The following is a 20218-nucleotide window of genomic DNA, read 5'->3' as shown; positions in this document are numbered from 1 at the left end:
TGATTGCGAAGGGCAAGCCGCCAAAGGTCGCGATCGTCGCCTGCATGCGTAAGCTGATCATCATCCTCAACACCATGATCGCTCGCGGCGAGACCTGGGATCCGAAAAGATACAGGATGACCTGACGAGCGCGCTCGGACCTCGGCCGAGCGCATGCCAAGCCCAAAGACCGGCGTGCAGACGGGGTCAAGGCCGTCAGCCGCCGAAGGCGGGGGTGCGCCAGCACCAGCCTTGAGCCCGTCCGATCGCCGGTCTACTCCGACCCCAGTTGCTCTTGGATATGAGGGTGGAGCGATCAAGCAAAGCTCGGGCGAATTGCGCCGCGAGAATGCAAAGGCGCGTCTGTCACCACACACGCGCTGTCATCGCCCGGCTCGACCGGGCGATCCAGTACTCCGAGACGGCAGTGACTGAATCGAGAGGCCGCGGCGTACTGGATTGCCTGCCTGCGCGGGGAATGACAGCGTCACTTCGGGAACGAGCCGTAGCCGCAAAGTATCCGCCGGCAAGCGTCGACGAACACTTCCGCGGCGGTGACGATATCGGCATCCGCCGTGTTCTCGGTCCAGTGATGGCTGATGCCGCCGATCGACGGCACGAACAGCATGCCCGCGGGCATGACGGTCGCCAGCATCTGCGCGTCGTGCCCGGCGCCGCTGGGCATGCGGATGGACCGGCCGCCGGCGACGGCCTTGCTCGCGGCCTCGATCGCATCCTGAAAGCCCGCATTCATCATCGCGGGAGCGCCGGTGCGCAGCTTCGTAACGGCGACGGTGCAGGGGCCCTTGGCACTGGCCTCCTCCGCCATGGTCCGCAGCAATTGCTCCAGCCGCGCGATGACGGCCGGATCGTCGTCGCGAATCTGGAACAGCATCTCTGCGCCACCCGGAATGATGCTCGGCGCGCCCGGATCGAGCGTGATGCGACCGGTGGTCCAGACCGTGCGCGGGCCGCAGGCAACCGGAAAGCGCTCGTCGATCGCGACGCAGAACTTCGCCAGCGCGAGGCCAGCATCCTTGCGTACCGCCATGCGCGTGGTGCCGGCGTGGTTCTGCTCGCCGGTAAAATTGATCTGGTACTGCCAGATGCCGACGATGGAGGTCACGACGCCGATCGCGAGGCGGCCGCTTTCGAGCGTGTCACCCTGCTCGATATGCGCTTCCAGATATCCGACGTGGCGCCCCGGCTCGGCGGTGACGCGCGGGCGTCCGGCGAGCCCCATCTCGGCGAGGGCATCGCGCATGGTGCGGCCGCTGGTGCGGTCGCGTGCGGCATCGATGTCGGCCTCGGTCACCTGTCCGACATAGGAGCGCGAGCCGAGGAAATGGCCGAAATGTCCCTCCTCGTCGCACCAGGCGGCCACTTCGACCGCGCCCTTGAGCGATGGATCGGTATTGAGCACGCGCGCCGCCTCGAGCGCGTAGACGACGCCGAGCGGGCCATCGAGCCAGCCGGCGTAGTTCTGGCTTTCCAGATGCGAACCCGCCAGCAGCTTCGGACCAGGCTTGGCGCTGATGCCGACCACGTTGCCGATGCCGTCGATTGTGGCGGAGAGACCCGCCTCGGGCAGCTTGCGCATCAGCCAATCCAGCGACTGTTTGTGCGGCTCCGAGAAGGTCGGCTTGTGCACGCCGGTCTTGTAAGCGCCGATGGCGCGCAGCGCATTGAGATCGGCAAGAACGCGATTGCCGTCGGCGCGGGGGTTGGTGTCAGGCATGTTCGGCAACCTTCAGCGCCTCGGTGCGGATCTCCTCGACCAGCCGTTCCTTGAGCTGGACGAATTCCGGCGTGGTCTTGATCTTGTAGGAGCGCGGATGCGGCAGGTCCACATTGATCTCTGCTTTGATGCGGCCGGGGCGTGCGCTCATCACGATGACGCGGCTGCCGAGAAAGATGGCTTCCTCGATATCGTGGGTCACGAACAGCACGGTCTTCTGGTCGCGCTCCCAGATGCCGAGCAGCATCTCCTGCATCAGGGCGCGGGTCTGGTTGTCCAGCGCGCCGAAGGGCTCGTCGAGCAGCAGGATTTTTGGATCATTGGCGAGCGCGCGGGCAATCGCCGTGCGCTGCTGCATGCCGCCGGAGAGCTGCTTCGGCCAATGGTTCTCGAAACCGGACAATCCGACCTGGCGGATGAAGGCATCCGCGATCTTGTTCCGCTCCGCCTCGGACACGCCGCGCTCGCGCAGGCCGAAGGCGATGTTCTCGCGCACCGTCAGCCAGGGGAACAGCGTGTAGGATTGGAACACCATGCCGCGCTCGGCGCCCGGGCCGGTCACCTCGCGCCCGTCGAGCGTGACGCGACCGCTGGTCGGGCGATCGAGGCCGGCGACGATGCGCAGCAGCGTGGACTTGCCGCAGCCGGAGGGACCGAGGATGGTGACGAAGTCGTTGTTGCCAATGGTGAGGTCAGTCGGCTCCAGCGCCCTCGTGGGAGCGTTGCCGTGGCGCGCGGGGAAGGTGCGCGAAACCCGTTCGATCCTGAGCGTCGTCATGCGAGCTTCCAGGGAAACAGCCAGGCGTTGAATGCCTTGAACATGAAGTCCGAGATCAGGCCGATCAATCCGATCACGATGATGCCGAAGATGATCTGGCCGGTGTTGAGCAGCGCCTGGCTGTCGGTGATCATATGACCGATGCCCGAGGACGAGCCGATCAGCTCGGCGACGATGACGTAAGTCCAGGCCCAGCCCAGCACCAGCCGCAGGATTTCTGCGATCTCCGGCGCGGAGGAGGGCAGCAGCACCCGGCGGATGATGCCGCGGTCGCTGGCGCCCAGCGTGTAGGCGGCCTCGACCAGGTCGCGCCGCGTGGCGCCGACGGTCACCGCGACCATCAGGATGACCTGGAACACCGAGCCGATGAAGATGACGAGGAGCTTTTGCAATTCGCCGATCCCGGCCCAAAGGATCAGCAGCGGGATGAAGGCGGAGGCGGGCAAATAACGCGCAAAAGACACGAACGGTTCGAGGAACGCTTCCACCGGCTTGTAGGCGCCCATCAGCACCCCGAGCGGCACCGCAATGATCGCCGCGAGTGCGAAGCCGCCGACGACGCGCCAGATCGTCATGCCGATGTCGAACAGGAAACCGTGCCTGGTGAGCAGCTCGAGGCCCTCCTGCACCATGGTCAGCGGATTGGCGAGGAAGGTCTTCGACACATGGCCGCCGAACGTCGCCCAGGACCAGACGGCAACGAACAGCACGAAGAACGCAAGACCGTAGGCCGCGCGCTGCTTCGATGTCACGGGATCCAGAGGACGCATCAATTTGTCTATCCGAACAGTCGATCACGAGCCGGCTCCGCCTCTCGGCGGAACCGGCAGTTTGCAGAAATCTTACTTGATGAAGCTCGCGTCGTAGAGGTCCTCGACCTTCGGCGCGGACTTGATGATGCCGATCTCGAGCAGGAGCTCGGCGGCCTCCTTGTTGAAGGTCAGGAAGTCGCCGGCGAAGAACTTCTGGTTCGCGGCCTTGTCCTGCCAGCGCAGGTACTTTGCCGAGTTGCCGAACTGCTCGCCGGTCTGCTTCACGTCGGCGCCCATGATCTCGTAAGACTTGGCTTGGTCCTTGGCGATCATGTCGAGCGCCTCGAAATAACTGTCGGCGAGCGCCTTGGCGGCCTTGGGATTCTCCGTCAGGAACTTCGGCGTGCAGCCGAACGTGTCCATGACCATGGGGTAGTCGAGCGTGGTGGCGATGATCTTGCCCTTGTCGGGCGCGGCGCGCACCGTCGACAGATACGGCTCATAGGTCATCGCCGCATCGTTCTGGCCGGAGACGAAAGCCTGCGCGGCGGCCGCCGGCTCGAGGTTCACCACGGTCACGTCTTTCGTGGTGAGGCCGTTCTTCTTCAGCATCCAGGCCAGCGCGAAATACGGCGACGTGCCCGGCGCGGAGGCGGCGACGGTCTTGCCCTTCAGGTCCTTGATCGCGGCGACGTCGTTGCGCACGGCCATGCCGTCGGCGCCATAGCTCTTGTCGAGCTGGAAGATCTGCTTGGTGGCGACGCCGTTTGCGTTCCAGGAGATCCAGGTCTCGACCGTGGTCGCCGCGCACTGGATGTCGCCGGAGGCAATCGCGAGGTGGCGGTCCTTCTGCGGAATCTTCTTGATGGTGACGTCGAGGCCGTTCTTCTTGAAGATGCCCGCCTCCTTCGCCAGCGTCAGCGGCGCGAAGCCGGTCCATCCGGAGATGCCGACGCCGACCTTGACGTCGTCGGCGAGCGCGGGAGTGGCGGCCGCGAGAGCAATGATTGTCGCAAACGCGAGAGCAATGATTGTCGCAAATATTGTCGAATTACGCATGATTGTCGTCCTCTTGCCGATCGATGGATTGACGTCCTGTTGATCCCTGTGTCCCGCATGGACCGTTGCCCGAAGCGTTGCACGAATTGTGCCGACATATCCTCTCAGCCTCCCTTGAATCGGGCGACAAGGCGGTGAGAGTCACCGGGATAGAGCAGGCGCACGGCGGTGATGGTGCGTGCGCTGCGCCAGGTGTAGCGGTCGATCACGAGGCAGGGCGCGCCGACGGCGATGTCGAGCGCTTCCGCCGTGCGGTCGTCCGCAACGATGGCGCTGATGGTGTGCTCGGCCTCCGTCGACGGAACGTGATGAAGCAGCCACGAGCCCGGCGGCTCGCGCGAGAAATCCGCGGTCGCGGCATTCGGCACGGAAGACAGATCGATCAGCCGGTCCTCGACGGCGAAGGGCACGTTGTCGGCGCTATGCCGGCAGGCGATCGCGACCACCTTGCCGGCCTTCTTCACGCCGAGACGGTCGCGGTCGGCAGCGGTCGCCGCGCGCAGCTTGCGGCCGATCAGCTCGTAGCCGTACGAGCGCCCGAGCGCGGTGATCTCGGCGCGGATGTCGGCGATCTTGAGCACCGCCGACTGATGCTGCGGCCGGCGCACGAACGAGCCGGCGCGCCGCCGCCGCTCGATCAGGTCGGCCTGCGCGAGCTCCGACAGCGCCTTGTTCACGGTCATGCGCGAGCAGCCGTAGCGCGCGACCAGCTCATGCTCGAAGGGAATGCGATGCCCGGGCGGCCACTCGCCGGTCAGGATGCGTTTCTCGATGTCGGCGCGGATGCGTTTGTAGAGCGTCGGCCTGTCGGCTGCGTCTGCGGTGAGGCTCATGCGACGAGCCTCCGTACCGCCGCGTTGAAGCGCTCGCGAGCGACCTGGCGCAGCTTATGACGACCGCCTTCGACCACCTTCTGGCCGCCGGCCCAGACGCAATCGATCGCAGCGCCGCCCGCTGCAAAGATCCAGCCGTCGATGACCGCGTCGCCCGTGCGGCCCGCCAGCGACGGATGCGCGGCGTCGAGCGTGACGATGTCGGCCCGCGCCCCGGGCGCGAGACCAACGGCTGTCTGCGCCAGCGCCCGCGCGCCGCCAGCGAGCGCATCGTCAAACAGCGTGCGACCGGTCGAGCGGCCTGCGCCGCCGGAGAGCACGTTGCGTTGGCGATGCCTCAGCCGCTGGCCGTATTCAAGCTGACGCAATTCGTCGGCGATGCCGACGAGCACGTTGGAATCGGTGCCGACACCGAACAGGCCGCCGGCATCGAGGAACTCTCGCGCCGGAAAAATGCCGTCGCCGAGGCTCGCTTCCGTGATCGGGCAGAGGCCCGCGACTGCGCCGGTCTTGGCGAAGGCGGCGACCTCCTCATCCGTCGTATGGGTGGCGTGGATGAGGCACCAGCGGTGATCGACGGGCGCGTGCTCCAGCAGCCATTGCACCGGCCGCTGGCTCGACCAGGCGAGGCAGTCCTCGACTTCCTTCACCTGCTCGGCGGCGTGAATGTGCACCGGCCCGCCATCAGCAAGCGGAATGATCGCGCGAAGTTCGTCCGGCGTCACCGCGCGCAAGCTGTGCGGCGCGATGCCGATATTGGCACTCGGCAGATTTGCTATGGCGTTGCGCGAGGCAGTCATCAACTCAGCGAACTGATCGACTGAGCAGATGAAGCGGCGCTGGCCATGATGCGGTGCGGCGCCTCCGAAGGAGCCATGCGCATAAAAACTCGGCAGCAGGGTCAGTGCAATGCCGGAAGCCTCGGCAGCCTCTGCAATGCGCGTGGCCATCTCGCCGAGCTCAGCATAGGGCGAGCCGTCGCGATCGTGATGCAGGTAGTGGAATTCGCCGACGCGGGTAAAGCCATGCTCGAGCATCTCGACATAGAGCAGCGTCGCCACAGCCGCGACGTCGTCGGGTGTCATCGCCAGCGCGAAACGGTACATCGTCTCGCGCCAGGTCCAGAACGTGTCGGTGGAATCGCCGCGCAATTCGGCAAGCCCCGCCATGCCGCGCTGGAACGCGTGGCTATGCAGGCTCGCAAGTCCAGGAAGCGCGATTGCGTGGCGCTCGTCGCCGGCGGCCGGTGCCGCGCCCGGCCTCACCGCCGCGATCGCGCCGGCGGCGACGACCACCTGCACGTCATTGGCCCAGCCCGAGGGCAGGAGCGCGGAAGCGAAATGCAGTCGGGTCATGATTACACGCCGGCTGGACAGAACCGGCTTACGATTATATGTCTAGACATATAAGTCAAGCAATCCGACGGCGAATGGATATCCGCATGGCAGAGCGCTTCGACCGGATCTGGCACAATGCCCGCCTCGCGACGATGCGGGCCGACCGTCCCGACCTCGGCGAGATTGAGCATGGAATCCTCGCCGCGCGCGGCGGCCGCATCGTCTACGCGGGCGTGCAGGCGGATTTTCCTGTTGATGCGGATGCGATCGAGCGGATCGATTGCGAGGGGCGCTGGATCACGCCCGGCCTCGTCGACTGCCACACCCATCTGGTCTATGGCGGCAACCGTGCGCATGAATTCGAGCTGCGCCTGAAGGGCGCAAGCTACGAAGAGATCGCGCGCGCAGGCGGCGGCATCGTCTCGACAGTGGCGGCAACGCGCAAGGCGAGCGAAGCCGAGCTCGTCGCAAGCGCGCTGCCGCGGCTCGACGCGCTGATCGGCGAGGGCGCGACCACGGTCGAGATCAAGTCCGGCTACGGCCTCAATGTTGAAACCGAGATGCGGCAACTCTCCGCGGCGCGAACCCTCGGTCGTCAGCGGCCCGTTGCGATCCGAACATCCTTCCTCGGCGCGCATGCGCTGCCGGTGGAGGCCGATGGCGACAAGGACCGCTACATCGATCTCGTCTGCAAGGAGATGCTGCCCGCGGTCGCCAAGTCTGGTCTCGCCGATGCCGTCGATGCCTTCATGGAAGGAATCGCGTTCTCGGCCGAGCAGACCGCGCTTGTGTTCGAGACGGCGAGAGCGCTTGGGCTACCGGTGAAGCTGCATGCCGACCAGCTGTCGAATCTCGGCGGCGCTGCACTCGCTGCAAAATTCTCCGCACTGTCGGCCGATCATTTGGAGCACACCGACGAAGCCGGCGCCGCTGCCATGGCGAAGTCCGGTACTGTGGCGGTGCTGCTGCCCGGTGCGTTCTACTTCATTCGCGAGACGAAGAAGCCGCCGGTCGAGGCGTTCCGCAAGGTTGGTGTTCCCATGGCGCTGGCGACCGACTGCAATCCCGGCAGCTCGCCGCTGACCTCGCTGCTGCTCGCGATGAACATGGGCGCGACACTGTTTCGGATGAATGTGGCCGAGTGCCTCGCCGGCGTCACCCGCGAAGGTGCGCGGGCGCTCGGCGTCCTCGACGAGGCCGGTACGTTAGAGGCCGGCAAATGGTGCGACCTTGCGATCTGGGACATCGAGCGCCTGGCCGAGCTGGTCTACCGCATCGGCTTCAATCCGCTGCACCGCCGGGTTTGGAGAGGGCAGTGACGGAGCAAGACACCTCGATCATCGTCAAACCGGGGACGGTCAGTCTCGATGATCTCTCGGACGTGCTCGATGGTGCGCCCGTCGTGCTCGATCCGTCGTTCTGGCCGCGCGTGGAAGCGGCGGCGGAGATTGTCACGAAGGCGGCGCAGGCTGACGCGCCGGTCTACGGCATCAACACCGGCTTCGGAAAGCTGGCCTCGAAGCGCATCGCGCCGGACCAGACCGCGCTGCTCCAGCGCAACCTCATCGTCTCGCATTGCTGCGGCGTCGGCCCGGCGACGCCCGAGCCGATTCTCCGCCTGATGATGGCGCTGAAGATCATCTCGCTCGGGCGTGGCGCCTCGGGCGTGCGCCGCGAGGTGATCGAGCAGCTGCAGGACATGCTGGCGCGGAATGTCTCTCCGCTGGTGCCGCAGCAGGGTTCCGTGGGCGCATCCGGCGATCTGGCACCGCTGGCGCATATGACGGCGGTGATGATCGGCGAAGGACAGGCGATCGTTGACGGGAAAACCATATCAGGCGCCGAAGCCCTCAAGGCCGCCGGCCTTGTGCCACTGACGCTTGGTCCCAAAGAGGGGCTCGCGCTCATCAACGGCGCGCAATTCTCGACCGCCTACGCCATATCAGGCGTGCTGCGTGCATTTCGCCTCGTCCGCGCCGCGCTGGTGACCGGCGCGCTGTCGGTCGACGCGGCGATGGCCTCGACGGCACCGTTCCGTCCCGAGATCCAGGCGCTGCGTGGCCATGCCGGCCAGATCGCGGCGGCCGCGACGCTGACCGCGTTGCTCGACGGCAGCGACATCCGCCTCTCTCACCTCGAAGGCGATGAGAGAGTGCAGGATCCCTATTGCCTGCGCTGCCAGCCACAGGTCGCGGGCGCGGCGCTCGACCTCATCACGCAGGCTGCGCATACGTTGATCGTCGAGGCCAATGCCGTCACCGACAATCCGCTGGTGCTGGTCGAAACTGGAGAGATCGTCTCCGGCGGCAATTTCCATGCTGAGCCGGTTGCCTTCGCCGCCGACGCCATCGCGTTGGCGCTGTCGGAGATCGGCGCGATCAGCGAGCGGCGCATCGCCACACTGGTCGATCCCGCGCTGAATTTCGGCCTGCCGCCGTTCCTCACGCCCGATCCCGGCATCAACTCCGGCTTCATGATCGCCGAGGTGACGGCTGCCGCGCTCTATGCCGAGAACAAGCAGCGCGCTCTCGCCTGCTCGATCGATTCGACACCGACCAGTGCCAACCAGGAAGACCATGTGTCGATGGCCGCACATGCGGCGCGGCGCCTGTCCGATATGGCCGACAATCTCGCCGCCATCCTCGGCATCGAGCTTCTGGTCGCCGCCCAAGGCATCACGCTGCGCGCGCCGCATGCGACCAGCGCGCCGCTCGTTGCCGTCATTTCCGAGCTGCGCGAGCAGGTGCCCGCGCTTGGCGCCGACCGCTACATGGCGGGCGATCTCGCCAAGGCCGCTGCGCTGGTCGAAGCGGACCTGCTGCCGACCATCGCGCTCACGGCGCTTCCAACCGATCCGTTTCCAAGACTTGATGAACCGAGACTTGACTGAAGAGGTCTTCCGCATGAACCGCCGACTGGACAACGACCGCACCATCCGCGCGCCCCGCGGCAGCGACATCAGCGCCAAGAGCTGGTTGACGGAAGCGCCGCTGCGCATGCTCATGAATAACCTCGATCCGGATGTCGCGGAGCGCCCGAGCGAGCTCGTCGTCTATGGCGGTATCGGCCGCGCCGCGCGTGACTGGGAGAGCTTTGACCGCATCGTTGCGGCCTTGCGCAAGCTCGACCGCGACCAGACGCTGCTGGTGCAGTCCGGTAAGCCGGTCGGCGTGTTCCGGACCCATGCCGACGCGCCGCGTGTGCTGATCGCGAACTCCAACATCGTGCCGCACTGGGCGACGCTCGATCATTTCAACGAGCTCGATCGTCAGGGCCTGATGATGTACGGCCAGATGACGGCGGGCTCCTGGATCTATATCGGCAGCCAGGGCATCGTACAGGGCACCTATGAGACCTTTGTCGAGGTCGGCCGTCGCCACTATGGCGGCAGCCTCGCCGGCAAATGGATTCTGACCGCCGGTCTCGGCGGCATGGGCGGGGCGCAGCCGCTGGCCGCGACCATGGCCGGTGCGTCGATGCTCGCGGTCGAATGCCAGCCGAGCCGCATCGAGATGCGCCTGCGTACCGGCTATCTCGACCGCCAGGCCGCAACGCTGGATGAAGCATTGGCGATCATGGCGGATGCGGCGAAGACGGAGAAGGCGGTCTCGGTCGGCCTGCTCGGCAATGCCGCGGAGATCTTCCCGGAGCTGGTCCGCCGCGGCGTCAAGCCCGACATCGTCACCGACCAGACCAGCGCGCACGATCCGATCAACGGCTATTTGCCGAAGGGCTGGGCGCTCGCCGATTGGGAGGCCAGGCGTGTGTCCGACCCGAAGGCGGTCGAGCGCGCCTCGAAGATGTCGATGGTCGAGCACGTCCAGGCCATGCTGGATTTCCATGCCCAGGGCATTCCGACACTCGATTACGGCAACAACATTCGCCAGATGGCGCAGGACATGGGCCTGAAGAACGCCTTCGATTTCCCCGGCTTCGTTCCCGCCTATATTCGTCCCCTGTTCTGCCGCGGTGTTGGTCCGTTCCGCTGGGCCGCGCTCTCGGGCGATCCCGAGGACATTTTCAAGACTGACGCCAAGGTGAAAGAGCTGATGCCTGATGACAAGCATCTGCACAATTGGCTCGACATGGCCAAGGCGCGCATCAAATTCCAAGGCCTGCCGGCGCGGATCTGCTGGGTTGGCCTTGGCGATCGGCATCGCCTCGGCCTTGCCTTCAACGAGATGGTGGCGCGGGGCGAGCTGAAAGCGCCGATCGTGATCGGCCGCGATCATCTCGACAGCGGCTCGGTGGCAAGCCCCAACCGCGAGACCGAGGCGATGAAGGACGGATCGGACGCGGTATCCGATTGGCCCCTGCTGAACGCGCTGCTCAATTGCGCCAGCGGCGCGACCTGGGTGTCGCTGCATCATGGCGGCGGCGTCGGCATCGGCTATTCGCAGCACGCCGGCATGGTGATCGTGGCCGACGGCACGCTGGAAGCCGCCAAGCGCATCGAGCGCGTGCTGTGGAACGATCCGGCCAGCGGCGTCATGCGTCATGCCGACGCGGGTTACGACATCGCAATCGACTGCGCCCGTGACAAAGGGCTCGATCTGCCGGGCCTGGCGAAGTGACAGCGGCTCGGTCCACCTCTCCCCCGATCGGAGAGAGGTGAGGCGCGCCATCGAAGCACACCCCGTTCGACGGCTATTTCGCAGGCTGGAGCGCCGCGGTCTGCTTGGCGAGCTGCTTGTCGAAATCCTCCGAGAGGCCGGCGATGTAGGTTGCAAGCTCTCCCGGTTTGACGAACGGGTTCGGCGCGCCGTCCTTCATCTGCGCGCGCTTGGCCTGCATGCCATAGACCTCCGGATGCGGTCCGAGCAGCACGTCGATCGTCATCGCCTTCACCTTGGCGTAGGTCGCGCGGTAATCCTCGACGATGCCGGCATACGTCGGCCGGCCAACCAGCCGGTTCAGCGCAACCGTGCCGCTGCAGAAGAACAGCACCCCGCGGTCCTCCTTGCCGTCCTTGGCGGTCATCTGCCAGCTCGTGCAACCCGGCGAGTGGCCTGGCGTCGCATGTGCCGTCAGCGTGGTGTCGCCGAGCGTGACCTTGTCGCCGTCCTTACGACACGATCCGCCTTCACCGGCGGGAAGTCGATCGAAAGCGGCGGGGCGCCTAGCGTCCGATCGTCACGCCGGCGGTCGAGCGCATGGCGTCCCGAAGGCTGGTTGCCTTCTTGTCGTCGAGGACCTGTCGCGTCAGCACGGTGGTCTGGCCAGGCGTGTCGAGGATCGTCTCGCCGCGTGAGGAAGAGAGCCGATCGGCCTTGTAGGGTGCAGCCGGATCGGTGGCGGGAACGGCCGTCGCTGCAGGACGCGGCCGTTTGCCCGCGGCGAGCGCGGGCTGTGAGATTGCAAAGGCGATCACGATTAAAAGCAGCGGCCTTGCGCGCATATGCGATCTCCCATGTCGGGACATCAGCCTAGCACGTCGTGACGGTGGTCGCAGAAGAAAGGATCAGGCGAGAACGGCCTGTCGCTCCCGCCTCGGTTCGCGGATCCGCTCGATGGTCCGCGGCTCGGCGAGCCCCGTGAAACTGCGACGGCTGGTCTGCGCGGGTGCCTCGACGATGACGCCCTCACAGACGATCTGTCCGCCGAGCATCTTGAATTCCAGCTTGTCGTAGCGCGGCATTGTCTCGCCGGGCGCCGGCGGCAGCAGCCCAACGCTTCCCTGGATGTTCAGGGCGGCTTCGCCGGTGCCGTGAAGCCGCGGATTCCACATCCTGATTCCGCTCTCCGCCCAGCGCTGTCGGATCAGTGCGGCGCGATCGGCGGGTTCCGCGGCTCTCGCGCGCTCTTTGGGTGTGCTGCGGATCTCTGGAGAAGGACACGCGAGAGCCGGAGTCGGTTCGATCTCGGTGACGCCACTGGATGACTCATTGGCTGCCGTCGCAATGGCTGTGATGAGCGGAACATCGTTCGCAGGGGCCGGCGCGATCTCGACGGGCGCTGGCTCGCTGTCGCCACGGGTTTCAGAGACATTAGCCGCGACGCTATCGGCATCGCCGAGCAGGACCGGGATTGCTTCGACGACGACCGATTCGATCTCGGCGGAAACGTTGGGCGAGGAGGCAGCCTCGACCACGGCATCCGACACATCAGTCGAAGCAGTCGCGACGCCTGATGATGAAGCCACCACCTCGTCTGCGACGACGGAATCGATTTCTGCGGGCGTGCCAGCGGGTGATGCTTCGCCAATGATGGCGAGATCGGAGTCCGCAACTGGCCCATTCTCCGCGTCGGACGATGAAGCCAACCCCTCCTCGGCGACTGTTGCCGTCGCAAGCGTCTGGATTTCCGTCACCCTCTCCGGAGATGAGTCCTCGCTGATAGAGATATCGTCGGACGGATTCTCCGAGACGACGGGCACCGCCGCGTCGTTCTCCGCGACCGGAGCTTGGGCGGCAAGGTCAGCGTCGCCGCGCACCGGGTCGGTGCTGATTTCGGCGATTGCAGCTTGAGCAGTGGCCGCGGCGTCTTCGACGATGGCGGGCGAAGCGTCTGTGGCAATCGGTGCGACCTCAATGCTGCCGCTGTGCGGCAAGGGCCGAAGTCGGGTAAACGCCCAGTTCACCGCAGGGATGCGGCGCAGCAACGATATCAGTCTCGAAAGCACTGGGAGTTGTCCAAGAAGTACTCGGCGTGAGGCTATCGCTGATTCGCCAGCAATGTGAAAACCTGCCCCGGCCGTCACACCCGTGTCAATGTAGGGGAGACCAATTGCAGAACATCGACGTGTCCACTGCGCCGGGTGAAGTTCTGCCCACTTTGCATCTCCGGGCAACCCGCATGCGCCGACGACGTTCCTGCCGACGCGCCCAGCCTTTCGCGTCAACTCTCGTTACGACCTAAGGTCGGGGTTCCCGTCGTCGTCGCCAGCGGTTATTCAGGACCGTCAATATCTGGTCGAGGACGGCGCATGAGGAAGCTTGCCACCATCGGAGCGGTTCTGCTCTGGTCCACCATCGCATTCGCACAGGACCGCACCATCACCGTGGCCTCGACCACATCGACGGAGCAGTCGGGGCTGTTCGGCCATCTGCTGCCGCTGTTCTCGAAGGCCGAAGGCATCAGCGTGAAAGTCGTCGCCGTGGGCACCGGTCAGGCGCTGGATATCGGGCGGCGCGGGGATGCCGACGTCGTGTTCGTCCACGACCGGGCGGCCGAAGACAGGTTCATGTCCGAAGGGCAGGGCGTGAAGCGCTTCGACGTGATGTACAACGACTTCGTCATCGTCGGCCCGAAGAGCGACCCCGCGAAGATCGCCGGCAGCAAGGATGTGGTCGAGGCGTTGCGCAAGATCGCGACGGCGAAGGCGCCGTTCATCTCGCGCGGCGACAAGTCCGGCACGCATGCGGCCGAGCTGAGGCTATGGAAAGGGGCTGGCGTTGACCTCAGTGCCGGCAAAGACAATTGGTACCGGGAGATCGGCCAGGGCATGGGCCCGGCGCTGAACATGGCCTCGTCGTCGAACGCCTACCTCCTGTCGGATCGCGGCACCTGGCTGTCGTTCAAGAACCGTGGCGAACTCGCCATCCTGATCGAGGGCGACAAACGGCTCTTCAACCAGTACGGCGTCATGCTGGTGAATCCTGTAAAGCATCCGAACGTGAAGGCGAAGGACGGGCAGGCCTTCATCGACTGGCTGATCTCACCGAAGGGGCAGGAAGCGATAGCCGGATACAAGGTCGACGGCGAGCAGCTATTTTTCCCCAACGCGTCCCACTAGCACGAAGGCGACGGTCGATACCGCGACACTGAGTGCGAGCAGGATCAGTCCGAGTCCGAGCGCCAGCGGCAGATCGCCTTTGCTGGTTTCCAGCGCGATCGCTGTCGTCATCGTGCGGGTGAAGCCGCGGATGTTGCCGCCGACGATGATGATGGCGCCGACTTCCGCAATGGCGCGCCCGAACGCCGCGAGAAAGGCCGTCAGCAACGAGGTCGGGCCGAGCGCGAACAGGAGGGCCATGCTGCGCAGGGCCGACAGCCCATCGATCCGCGCCAGGTCGCTATACTCCGCCCACAGCAGGCTTGCCGGCCGGTGCACCAGCGCCACCACGATCGGTGTGGCCAGCAGCGTCTGCGCGATCACCATGGCGGCCGGCGTGAACAACAGGCCCGCAGCCCCGAGCGGGCCGGACCGCGACAGCAGAAGATAGAGGGCGAGCCCGACCACGACCGGCGGCAGGCCGAGCAGCGCATTGGTCAGAATGACGATAACCTGACGCCCCCGGAAACGGGTGATCGCAAGCAGGGCTCCGAACGGCGCGCCGACCAGGAGCGCGATGATGCTGGCGGTCAGGCTGACCCGTACCGACAATGCGACGATGCCCAGCAGCTCGGCGTCGGCTTCGCCGATCAGCGTGAAGGCGGCACCAACGGATCGTACGAAATCGTTCATCCGGCCTGACGCTGTTGCGCCGGCTCGATGCCGGTGATCACGTCTGTCGCGCACTCCTTCATCCTTAGCAGCCCCCTGACAGCTTCGGCCCGCGTCGACGGCGAGCCGGGTCTCCCCCATGCACATCCTCGGATGGCAACTGCACCGGTTCTGGCTGGTGCGGCCGCCACAATCAAGGGGTCGCAATTCGGGGTGCTCAGGGTGAGCTTTTGTCCATATGAATCGGGCACCCGATGCCGGGCCTTCATCGGGCTGTCCCAGGGGCCGCAGGGCACAAGATCCGGCATTTGGGCCGGGAGAGCCCAAATCCTGGCGTGGTGCGGTCGGGGACGGCTTTATTCCGCCCGTGGATGCACTAAGGAAGGGGCAGGATCAGGTCGCACCCGCCCGGTGGCGGTGCTAGACCCTGATGCAGGAACAAATGGGGCCGGGCTGCTGCTGGCTCGCCCGCAAAGATGAAGGATATGACGCAATGATCCAAACTGTTGGCATCATCGGGGCAGGGACCATGGGGAACGGCATCGCGCAGGTTTGCGCCGCGGCCGGGCTCTCGGTCGTGATGGTCGATATTTCCGATGCGGCGGTGAACCGCGGCCTTTCGACCGTCGGCGGCAGCCTCGAGCGCCTAGTCAAGAAGGAGAAGATGTCGGCGGCCGACCGCGAGGCGACGCTCAAGCGCATCACCGGCACGACCGATCGGGCGAAGCTATCGGATTGCGATCTGGTCATCGAGGCCGCGACCGAGAACGAGGAGCTGAAGGTCAAGATCCTGAAGGATCTCTGCGCCACACTGTCGCCGCGCACGCTGATCGCGACCAACACCTCGTCGATCTCGATCACCAAGCTCGCCGCCGCGACCGACCGTCCTGATCGCTTCATTGGCATGCACTTCTTCAACCCCGTTCCGGTGATGGCCTTGCTGGAGCTGATCCGCGGCTTGCAGACCTCCGACGACACTCATGCCAAGGCCCTCGATTTCGCCAAGCGCGTCGGCAAGGTGGCGATCACCGCCAAGAACAGCCCGGGCTTCGCCGTCAACCGCATCCTGTGCCCGATGATCAACGAGGCGATCTTCGCGCTCCAGGAGGGCATCGCGACAGCGGAAGAGATCGACGCCGGCATGAAGCTCGGCTGCAACCATCCGATCGGGCCGCTGGCGCTGGCCGATCTCGTCGGGCTCGACACCATGCTCTCAGTGATGGAGGTCTTTTACAAAGGCTTCAACGACCCCAAATACCGTCCAGCCCCCTTGCTCAAGGAAATGGTCGATGCCGGGCATCTCGGCCGCAAGACCGGACAGGGCTTCTACACCTATAGCGCCTGATGAAGGCATTGGCGGCGGGCACTCTGCGTCCGCCGCCAGATCCCGCAATTTGCGCTGCGACAAAGACGCCGCGCGCAATCGGCCCGACAATGAATGAGCGGCTCGCGGGAACAACGGAACGGACAAGAGAGGACATGTCGGATCGACTGAAGGCCGAGCGCGAGGCGGCGGCGGCGCGGCGGAGCCTGTTGACGCAGGATGCGATCGAGCGCACCGGGATCACCGAGGAGATGATCGGGGAACTCGTCACACGCTTCTATGGACGTGTGCGCGAGGACGCGCTGCTTGGTCCAGTCTTTGCGATCGTCCAGAACTGGGACGAGCATTTCGCCAAGCTCAAAGATTTCTGGTCCTCGGTCGTGCTGATGAGCGGCCGCTATCATGGCTCGCCGATGCGGGCACACTTGCCGCTGAGCCTGGTTGGAGGTCATTTCGACCGCTGGCTCGACCTGTTCGAACAGACCGCGCGCGAAGTCTGTCCGCCCGCGGCGGCTGCGCTGTTTATCGACAAGGCGCGTCGTATCGCCGATAGCTTTGAAATGGCATCGGCAACAGTTGCCGGCCGCATCGCATCGCCGCGCCACGTGCTCAGGTCGTGAAATACAGAATGCCTGCCTGTGAAGGCGCAGCTCGCGCCGCGTGATGGCGCGTCGCACCAATTCCTACATCATCGGTCTGATCTGCAAAATCATCATGCCGTTCGCGCAATGCGATGTAGAATTCGCGAAAAATGCGCTTGCTTGCTTTCACTCTCGTTCAATCAATGCGAGCAAAGCCATATTGATGCACTGCGGCGCCAATTCTTCGCCTTCTTTTCGGCAGAGTTCCAGCGCCTGCTAGCGGGCATGGCTTGCGCATCGTTCGACACCAATTCCTCATTCTCCGAGAGTGCTGCGGAACCCGAAGTTGATGCGGGCACGGGGCAGACGCGGCGAACGTTGCTGCTGGGTGCGCTTGCGACCTCCGCGTGTCTCGGCTGTTCCACCCAAGCGCGCGCAGGTGAGGATCCGCCCGGCTCCGACGAACGGCCGCAGAAAGGCGATCTGCTCGTCTTCTCCGAAGGCGACCAGGAGGGAAAACTCATCACCGCGGCCGACCTAAAGCCCGGCGGACCGCCGGTCCATGCCTGGCCGAAGGATCCCAACACATCGGTGGTGCGCAGCGCCTCGCGGCTCAACGAGATCCTGATCATCAAGCTCGATCCCGCCGACCTCGACGAGAAGACCCGCGCGCGGGCCGTCGACGGCATCATCGCCTATTCCGCGATCTGCTCGCATGCGGGCTGTCCCGTCACCGCCTGGGTGAAAAGCGATGTCGGCGACAAGGAGGTGTTCAAGTGCATGTGCCACAACTCCGAATACGATCCCCGCGCCGGCGCGCAGGTTGTGTTCGGGCCGGCGCCACGACGGCTTGCGGCGCTGCCGCTGGCGCTCGCTGACGGCTCACTTACTGTCGCCGGCAATTTCATCGGAAAGGTAGGTGGCGCGCAGCCAGGATGATGGACGGTTGCGGGCTGGGCCCGCGTCACGAAAGGTCGCCTCCGCCGATGGGCGGACGACGGGACGAACGACAAGAATTCACAACAAGAATTCAAACTGATGAAATAGGGGAACGTCCATGAAAACTTCCATGACCAGGAAGCAATGGTTATTGTCCGGCTTCGTCGCCTTCACCTGCCTCGCCTCGACCGCCGCCATGTCGGGTCCGATCGAGAACTACGCACCGGTCACCGCGCAGCGGCTGGAAAATCCAGAGCCAAGCAATTGGATGCTCTACCGGCGCACCTATGACGGGCACGGCTATAGCCCGCTCGACCAGATCAACACCTCCAACGTGAAAAATCTCACGCCGGTCTGGACCTTCGCCACCGGCGTCGTCGAAGGCCACGAGGCGCCGCCGATCGTCAACAACGGCGTGATGTTCGTGGCAACCCCGATGGGGCAGGTGATCGCGTTGAACGCCAAGACCGGCGACGAATATTGGCGCTACAAGCGGCAGCTCCCCGATGATCTGTTCCAGCTGCATCCGACCAGCCGCGGCGTCGGCCTCTGGGAGGACAAGCTCTACCTTGCCACAACGGACGACCATGTCGTGGCCCTCGACGCCAAGACCGGCAAGGTGGTGTGGGACACCAAGGTGCAGGACTACAGGAAGGGCCAGTACATGACCCTGATGCCGCTGATCGTCGACGGCAAGGTCATCGTCGGCGGCTCCGGCGGCGAATTCGGCGTGCGCGGCTATGTCGCCGCCTATGATGCCAAGGACGGCAAGGAGCTGTGGCGCACCTTCACCATTCCGGGCGAAGGCGAGCCCGGTCACGACACCTGGCAGGGCGACGACTGGAAGAATGGCGGCGGCTCAGCCTGGATGACCGGCAATTACGACAAGGAGACCAAGACGATCTATTGGGGTGTGGGCAATGCTGCACCATGGCCCGGCGATAGCCATCCCGGCGACAATCTCTACACCTCCTCGGTGCTCGCGCTCGATCCGAACACCGGCAAGATCAAGACCTATCACCAATATCACCAGAACGATTCCTGGGACTGGGACGAGGTCGAAGCGCCGATGCTGATCGACCTGCAGCGTGATGGCCGCAACATCAAGAGCCTGGTCCATCCGGGACGCGACGCGATTTTCTGGGTGCTCGAGCGTACGCCGACCAAGATCAACTACGTCGCCGGCTGGCCGTTCGTCTCCACCGACGTCTGGAAGGGCATCGAACCCGAGAGCGGCAAGCCGATCGTCGATCCCGCGCACAAGCCCGTCCTCGGCAAGCGCGTGGAGTTCTGCCCCTCGCTGTGGGGCGGCAAGGACTGGCCGTCAGCGGCTTACAGCCAGAAGACCGGTCTCGTCTACGTGCCCGCCAACGAGAACTTCTGCGGCGGATTCACCGGCGAGAAGGTCGCGCTGAAGCCTGGCGAACTCTGGCTCGGCACCAAGCCGGAAGACATCGGCCTCAAGGCGAAGCCGGGCGCGGATCATTTCGGCGAGCTTCAGGCCTGGGATCCCGCTACCGGCAAAAAGGTGTGGCAGCACAACTTCCCGAAATCGCAACTGTTCGGTTCTGTGACAGCGACTGCGGGCGATCTCGTCTTCGTCGGCGGCACCAACGACCGCAACTTCCGTGCCTTCAACGCGAAGACCGGCGAGCTGCTGTGGGAGCAGAAGACGAACTCCGGCATTATGGGCATGCCGGTATCCTATGAGATCGACGGCACGCAGTACATCGCGATCCAGTCGGGATGGGGCGTGGACGCGCAACGCATCCAGGATGCGCTCGTGACCAACAATATCGGCATCGAAGCCAACGTGCCGCAGGGCGGCGTCATCTGGGTGTTCGCACTGAAGAAATAGCTCCGCGGGCGCGGATCGAAAGAAGCGGAGCAGCAAGGGGGGTGGCGAATGCGGCGGACGGCAACGTCCGCCGCATTTTTCTGTGGGCCGCGCGGATCGTTTTCGTCCTTCTCCCCTCATGTCCGCCGAAGCCTTGGCGAAGGCGGATGCGGGAGAAGGTGACGCACGCATCGCGCGCGCCGGATGAGGGGTTCTCTCCGCGCGCAAAATCGTTCGTGAGGATGGAGAGCCCTCACCCAAGTGAGTGCGCACCTCCCAGCGTCGCTGCCCTAGCGCAGCGCCGCAGCGGACCGAACCATGAACGATTGTTACCTATCCATCCGGGCTGTTTTGTTACCCTTCCATCCGCTGGACAATCCATGCGCAGCCCTCAGGCAACTACTTCCCCTCGCGCTCAACCTTGCCCTTCTCCTTCTGGTTCATCTCCCGAACCTTCGGATCCGGATTGTGCTGTCCCGTGGTCTGGGTGGTCGAGGCGGGTGGGGCCTTGGCGTTGGGCAGCGAGTTCTGATCGGGCGCGGTGGGGCGCGTCGCGGTGGTCGGCGGCGTCGTGTTGCTCTGGGCGAACGCGGCATTGGTGGTCAAAAGAAAGGCGCACGACAGCAACGAGACTGCGAGCGCCTTTGAGATGTTGGTCATCGATCTGCTCCTGTC

The 20218-nt window shown here is 64.9% G+C and carries 18 protein-coding genes and 2 pseudogenes; 9 read left to right on the top strand and 11 right to left on the bottom strand.

Features of this window, described 5'->3' with window-relative positions:
* Positions 1-125: pseudogene (locus tag YU9_RS50060) on the top strand (IS110 family transposase); the annotation flags it as partial.
* A 341-nt stretch (positions 126-466) separates the two neighbouring features.
* Here YU9_RS50060 and YU9_RS0121445 read toward each other — a convergent pair.
* The 6 genes from YU9_RS0121445 to YU9_RS0121420 form a co-directional block, all read right to left on the bottom strand.
* Entirely contained in the window at positions 467-1717 is a 1251-nt protein-coding gene (locus tag YU9_RS0121445) for a Zn-dependent hydrolase (protein WP_027574649.1), read from the bottom strand.
* Positions 1710-2495, bottom strand: coding sequence for an ABC transporter ATP-binding protein (locus tag YU9_RS0121440; protein ID WP_027574648.1), 786 nt, complete (start codon positions 2493-2495; stop codon positions 1710-1712). The genes YU9_RS0121445 and YU9_RS0121440 overlap by 8 nt, the downstream gene beginning before the upstream one ends.
* On the bottom strand, positions 2492-3265 hold the full coding sequence (locus tag YU9_RS0121435) for an ABC transporter permease (protein WP_027574647.1): 774 nt from the start codon (positions 3263-3265) through the stop codon (positions 2492-2494). Before YU9_RS0121435 ends, YU9_RS0121440 begins: the two co-directional genes overlap by 4 nt.
* A gap of 72 nt (positions 3266-3337) precedes the next feature.
* Positions 3338-4306: an ABC transporter substrate-binding protein gene (locus YU9_RS0121430; RefSeq protein WP_027574646.1), complete on the bottom strand. Its 969-nt coding sequence runs from the start codon at positions 4304-4306 to the stop codon at positions 3338-3340.
* A 104-nt stretch (positions 4307-4410) separates the two neighbouring features.
* A complete protein-coding gene (gene hutC / locus YU9_RS0121425) occupies positions 4411-5139 on the bottom strand; it encodes a histidine utilization repressor (protein WP_027574645.1) in 729 nt (242 codons plus the stop codon).
* Positions 5136-6494: a formimidoylglutamate deiminase gene (locus YU9_RS0121420; RefSeq protein WP_027574644.1), complete on the bottom strand. Its 1359-nt coding sequence runs from the start codon at positions 6492-6494 to the stop codon at positions 5136-5138. Before YU9_RS0121420 ends, hutC begins: the two co-directional genes overlap by 4 nt.
* An 86-nt stretch (positions 6495-6580) precedes the next feature.
* On the opposite strand from YU9_RS0121420, the gene hutI reads away from it, so the two are divergent.
* Genes hutI through hutU form a run of 3 tightly spaced genes read left to right on the top strand, consistent with a single transcriptional unit; the run spans position 6581 to position 11050 of the window.
* Positions 6581-7795, top strand: a complete 1215-nt coding sequence (gene hutI, locus YU9_RS0121415; RefSeq protein ID WP_027574643.1) for an imidazolonepropionase — start codon at positions 6581-6583, stop codon at positions 7793-7795.
* Complete coding sequence (gene hutH / locus YU9_RS0121410) at positions 7792-9366, top strand: histidine ammonia-lyase (RefSeq protein ID WP_027574642.1); 1575 nt, start codon at positions 7792-7794, stop codon at positions 9364-9366. Before hutI ends, hutH begins: the two co-directional genes overlap by 4 nt.
* A 13-nt stretch (positions 9367-9379) precedes the next feature.
* Positions 9380-11050 (top strand): urocanate hydratase, encoded by a 1671-nt coding sequence (gene hutU, locus YU9_RS0121405; protein WP_027574641.1) that lies wholly within the window; start codon positions 9380-9382, stop codon positions 11048-11050.
* A 73-nt stretch (positions 11051-11123) separates the two neighbouring features.
* Here the strand turns inward: hutU and YU9_RS42135 are convergent.
* The 3 genes and pseudogenes from YU9_RS42135 to YU9_RS0121390 form a co-directional block, all read right to left on the bottom strand.
* Positions 11124-11572, bottom strand: a pseudogene (locus tag YU9_RS42135) (BJP family subclass B3 metallo-beta-lactamase); the annotation flags it as partial.
* 23 nt (positions 11573-11595) lie between these two features.
* Positions 11596-11874, bottom strand: coding sequence for a TonB-dependent receptor plug domain-containing protein (locus YU9_RS0121395; RefSeq protein ID WP_027574640.1), 279 nt, complete (start codon positions 11872-11874; stop codon positions 11596-11598).
* Positions 11875-11937: 63 nt separating this feature from the next.
* Positions 11938-13077: a hypothetical protein gene (locus tag YU9_RS0121390; protein ID WP_027574639.1), complete on the bottom strand. Its 1140-nt coding sequence runs from the start codon at positions 13075-13077 to the stop codon at positions 11938-11940.
* A 324-nt stretch (positions 13078-13401) separates the two neighbouring features.
* Between YU9_RS0121390 and YU9_RS0121385 the strand changes: the two genes are divergently transcribed.
* Entirely contained in the window at positions 13402-14211 is an 810-nt protein-coding gene (locus tag YU9_RS0121385) for an extracellular solute-binding protein (RefSeq protein WP_027574638.1), read from the top strand.
* On the opposite strand, the gene YU9_RS0121380 is transcribed toward YU9_RS0121385, so the two are convergent.
* The gene (locus tag YU9_RS0121380; protein ID WP_027574637.1) at positions 14185-14883 is read right to left on the bottom strand and encodes an ABC transporter permease; all 699 of its coding nucleotides are present in this window, start codon (positions 14881-14883) and stop codon (positions 14185-14187) included. The two genes, YU9_RS0121385 and YU9_RS0121380, sit on opposite strands and share 27 nt — an antisense overlap.
* Positions 14884-15355: 472 nt before the next feature.
* Here YU9_RS0121380 and YU9_RS0121375 point away from each other — a divergent pair, with 472 nt between their 5' ends.
* From YU9_RS0121375 to YU9_RS0121360, 4 genes are all read left to right on the top strand, one after another.
* Positions 15356-16207, top strand: coding sequence for a 3-hydroxybutyryl-CoA dehydrogenase (locus YU9_RS0121375; protein WP_027574636.1), 852 nt, complete (start codon positions 15356-15358; stop codon positions 16205-16207).
* Between the two features lie 134 nt (positions 16208-16341).
* Entirely contained in the window at positions 16342-16806 is a 465-nt protein-coding gene (locus YU9_RS0121370) for a group III truncated hemoglobin (protein WP_036017732.1), read from the top strand.
* Positions 16807-17052: 246 nt separating this feature from the next.
* A complete protein-coding gene (locus YU9_RS0121365; RefSeq protein ID WP_027574634.1) occupies positions 17053-17706 on the top strand; it encodes a ubiquinol-cytochrome c reductase iron-sulfur subunit in 654 nt (217 codons plus the stop codon).
* A gap of 130 nt (positions 17707-17836) precedes the next feature.
* Positions 17837-19564 (top strand): methanol/ethanol family PQQ-dependent dehydrogenase, encoded by a 1728-nt coding sequence (locus YU9_RS0121360; RefSeq protein WP_027574633.1) that lies wholly within the window; start codon positions 17837-17839, stop codon positions 19562-19564.
* Positions 19565-19942: 378 nt separating this feature from the next.
* Here YU9_RS0121360 and YU9_RS0121355 read toward each other — a convergent pair whose 3' ends face one another.
* Complete coding sequence (locus tag YU9_RS0121355; protein WP_027574632.1) at positions 19943-20203, bottom strand: hypothetical protein; 261 nt, start codon at positions 20201-20203, stop codon at positions 19943-19945.
* Positions 20204-20218: the final 15 nt, after the last annotated feature.

The sequence above is a fragment of the Bradyrhizobium sp. WSM1743 genome, assembly GCF_000473065.1.
Lineage (GTDB): Bacteria > Pseudomonadota > Alphaproteobacteria > Rhizobiales > Xanthobacteraceae > Bradyrhizobium.
The sequence above is the reverse complement of the archived record's forward strand: the minus strand, read 5'-3'. Positions and strand labels throughout refer to the sequence as shown.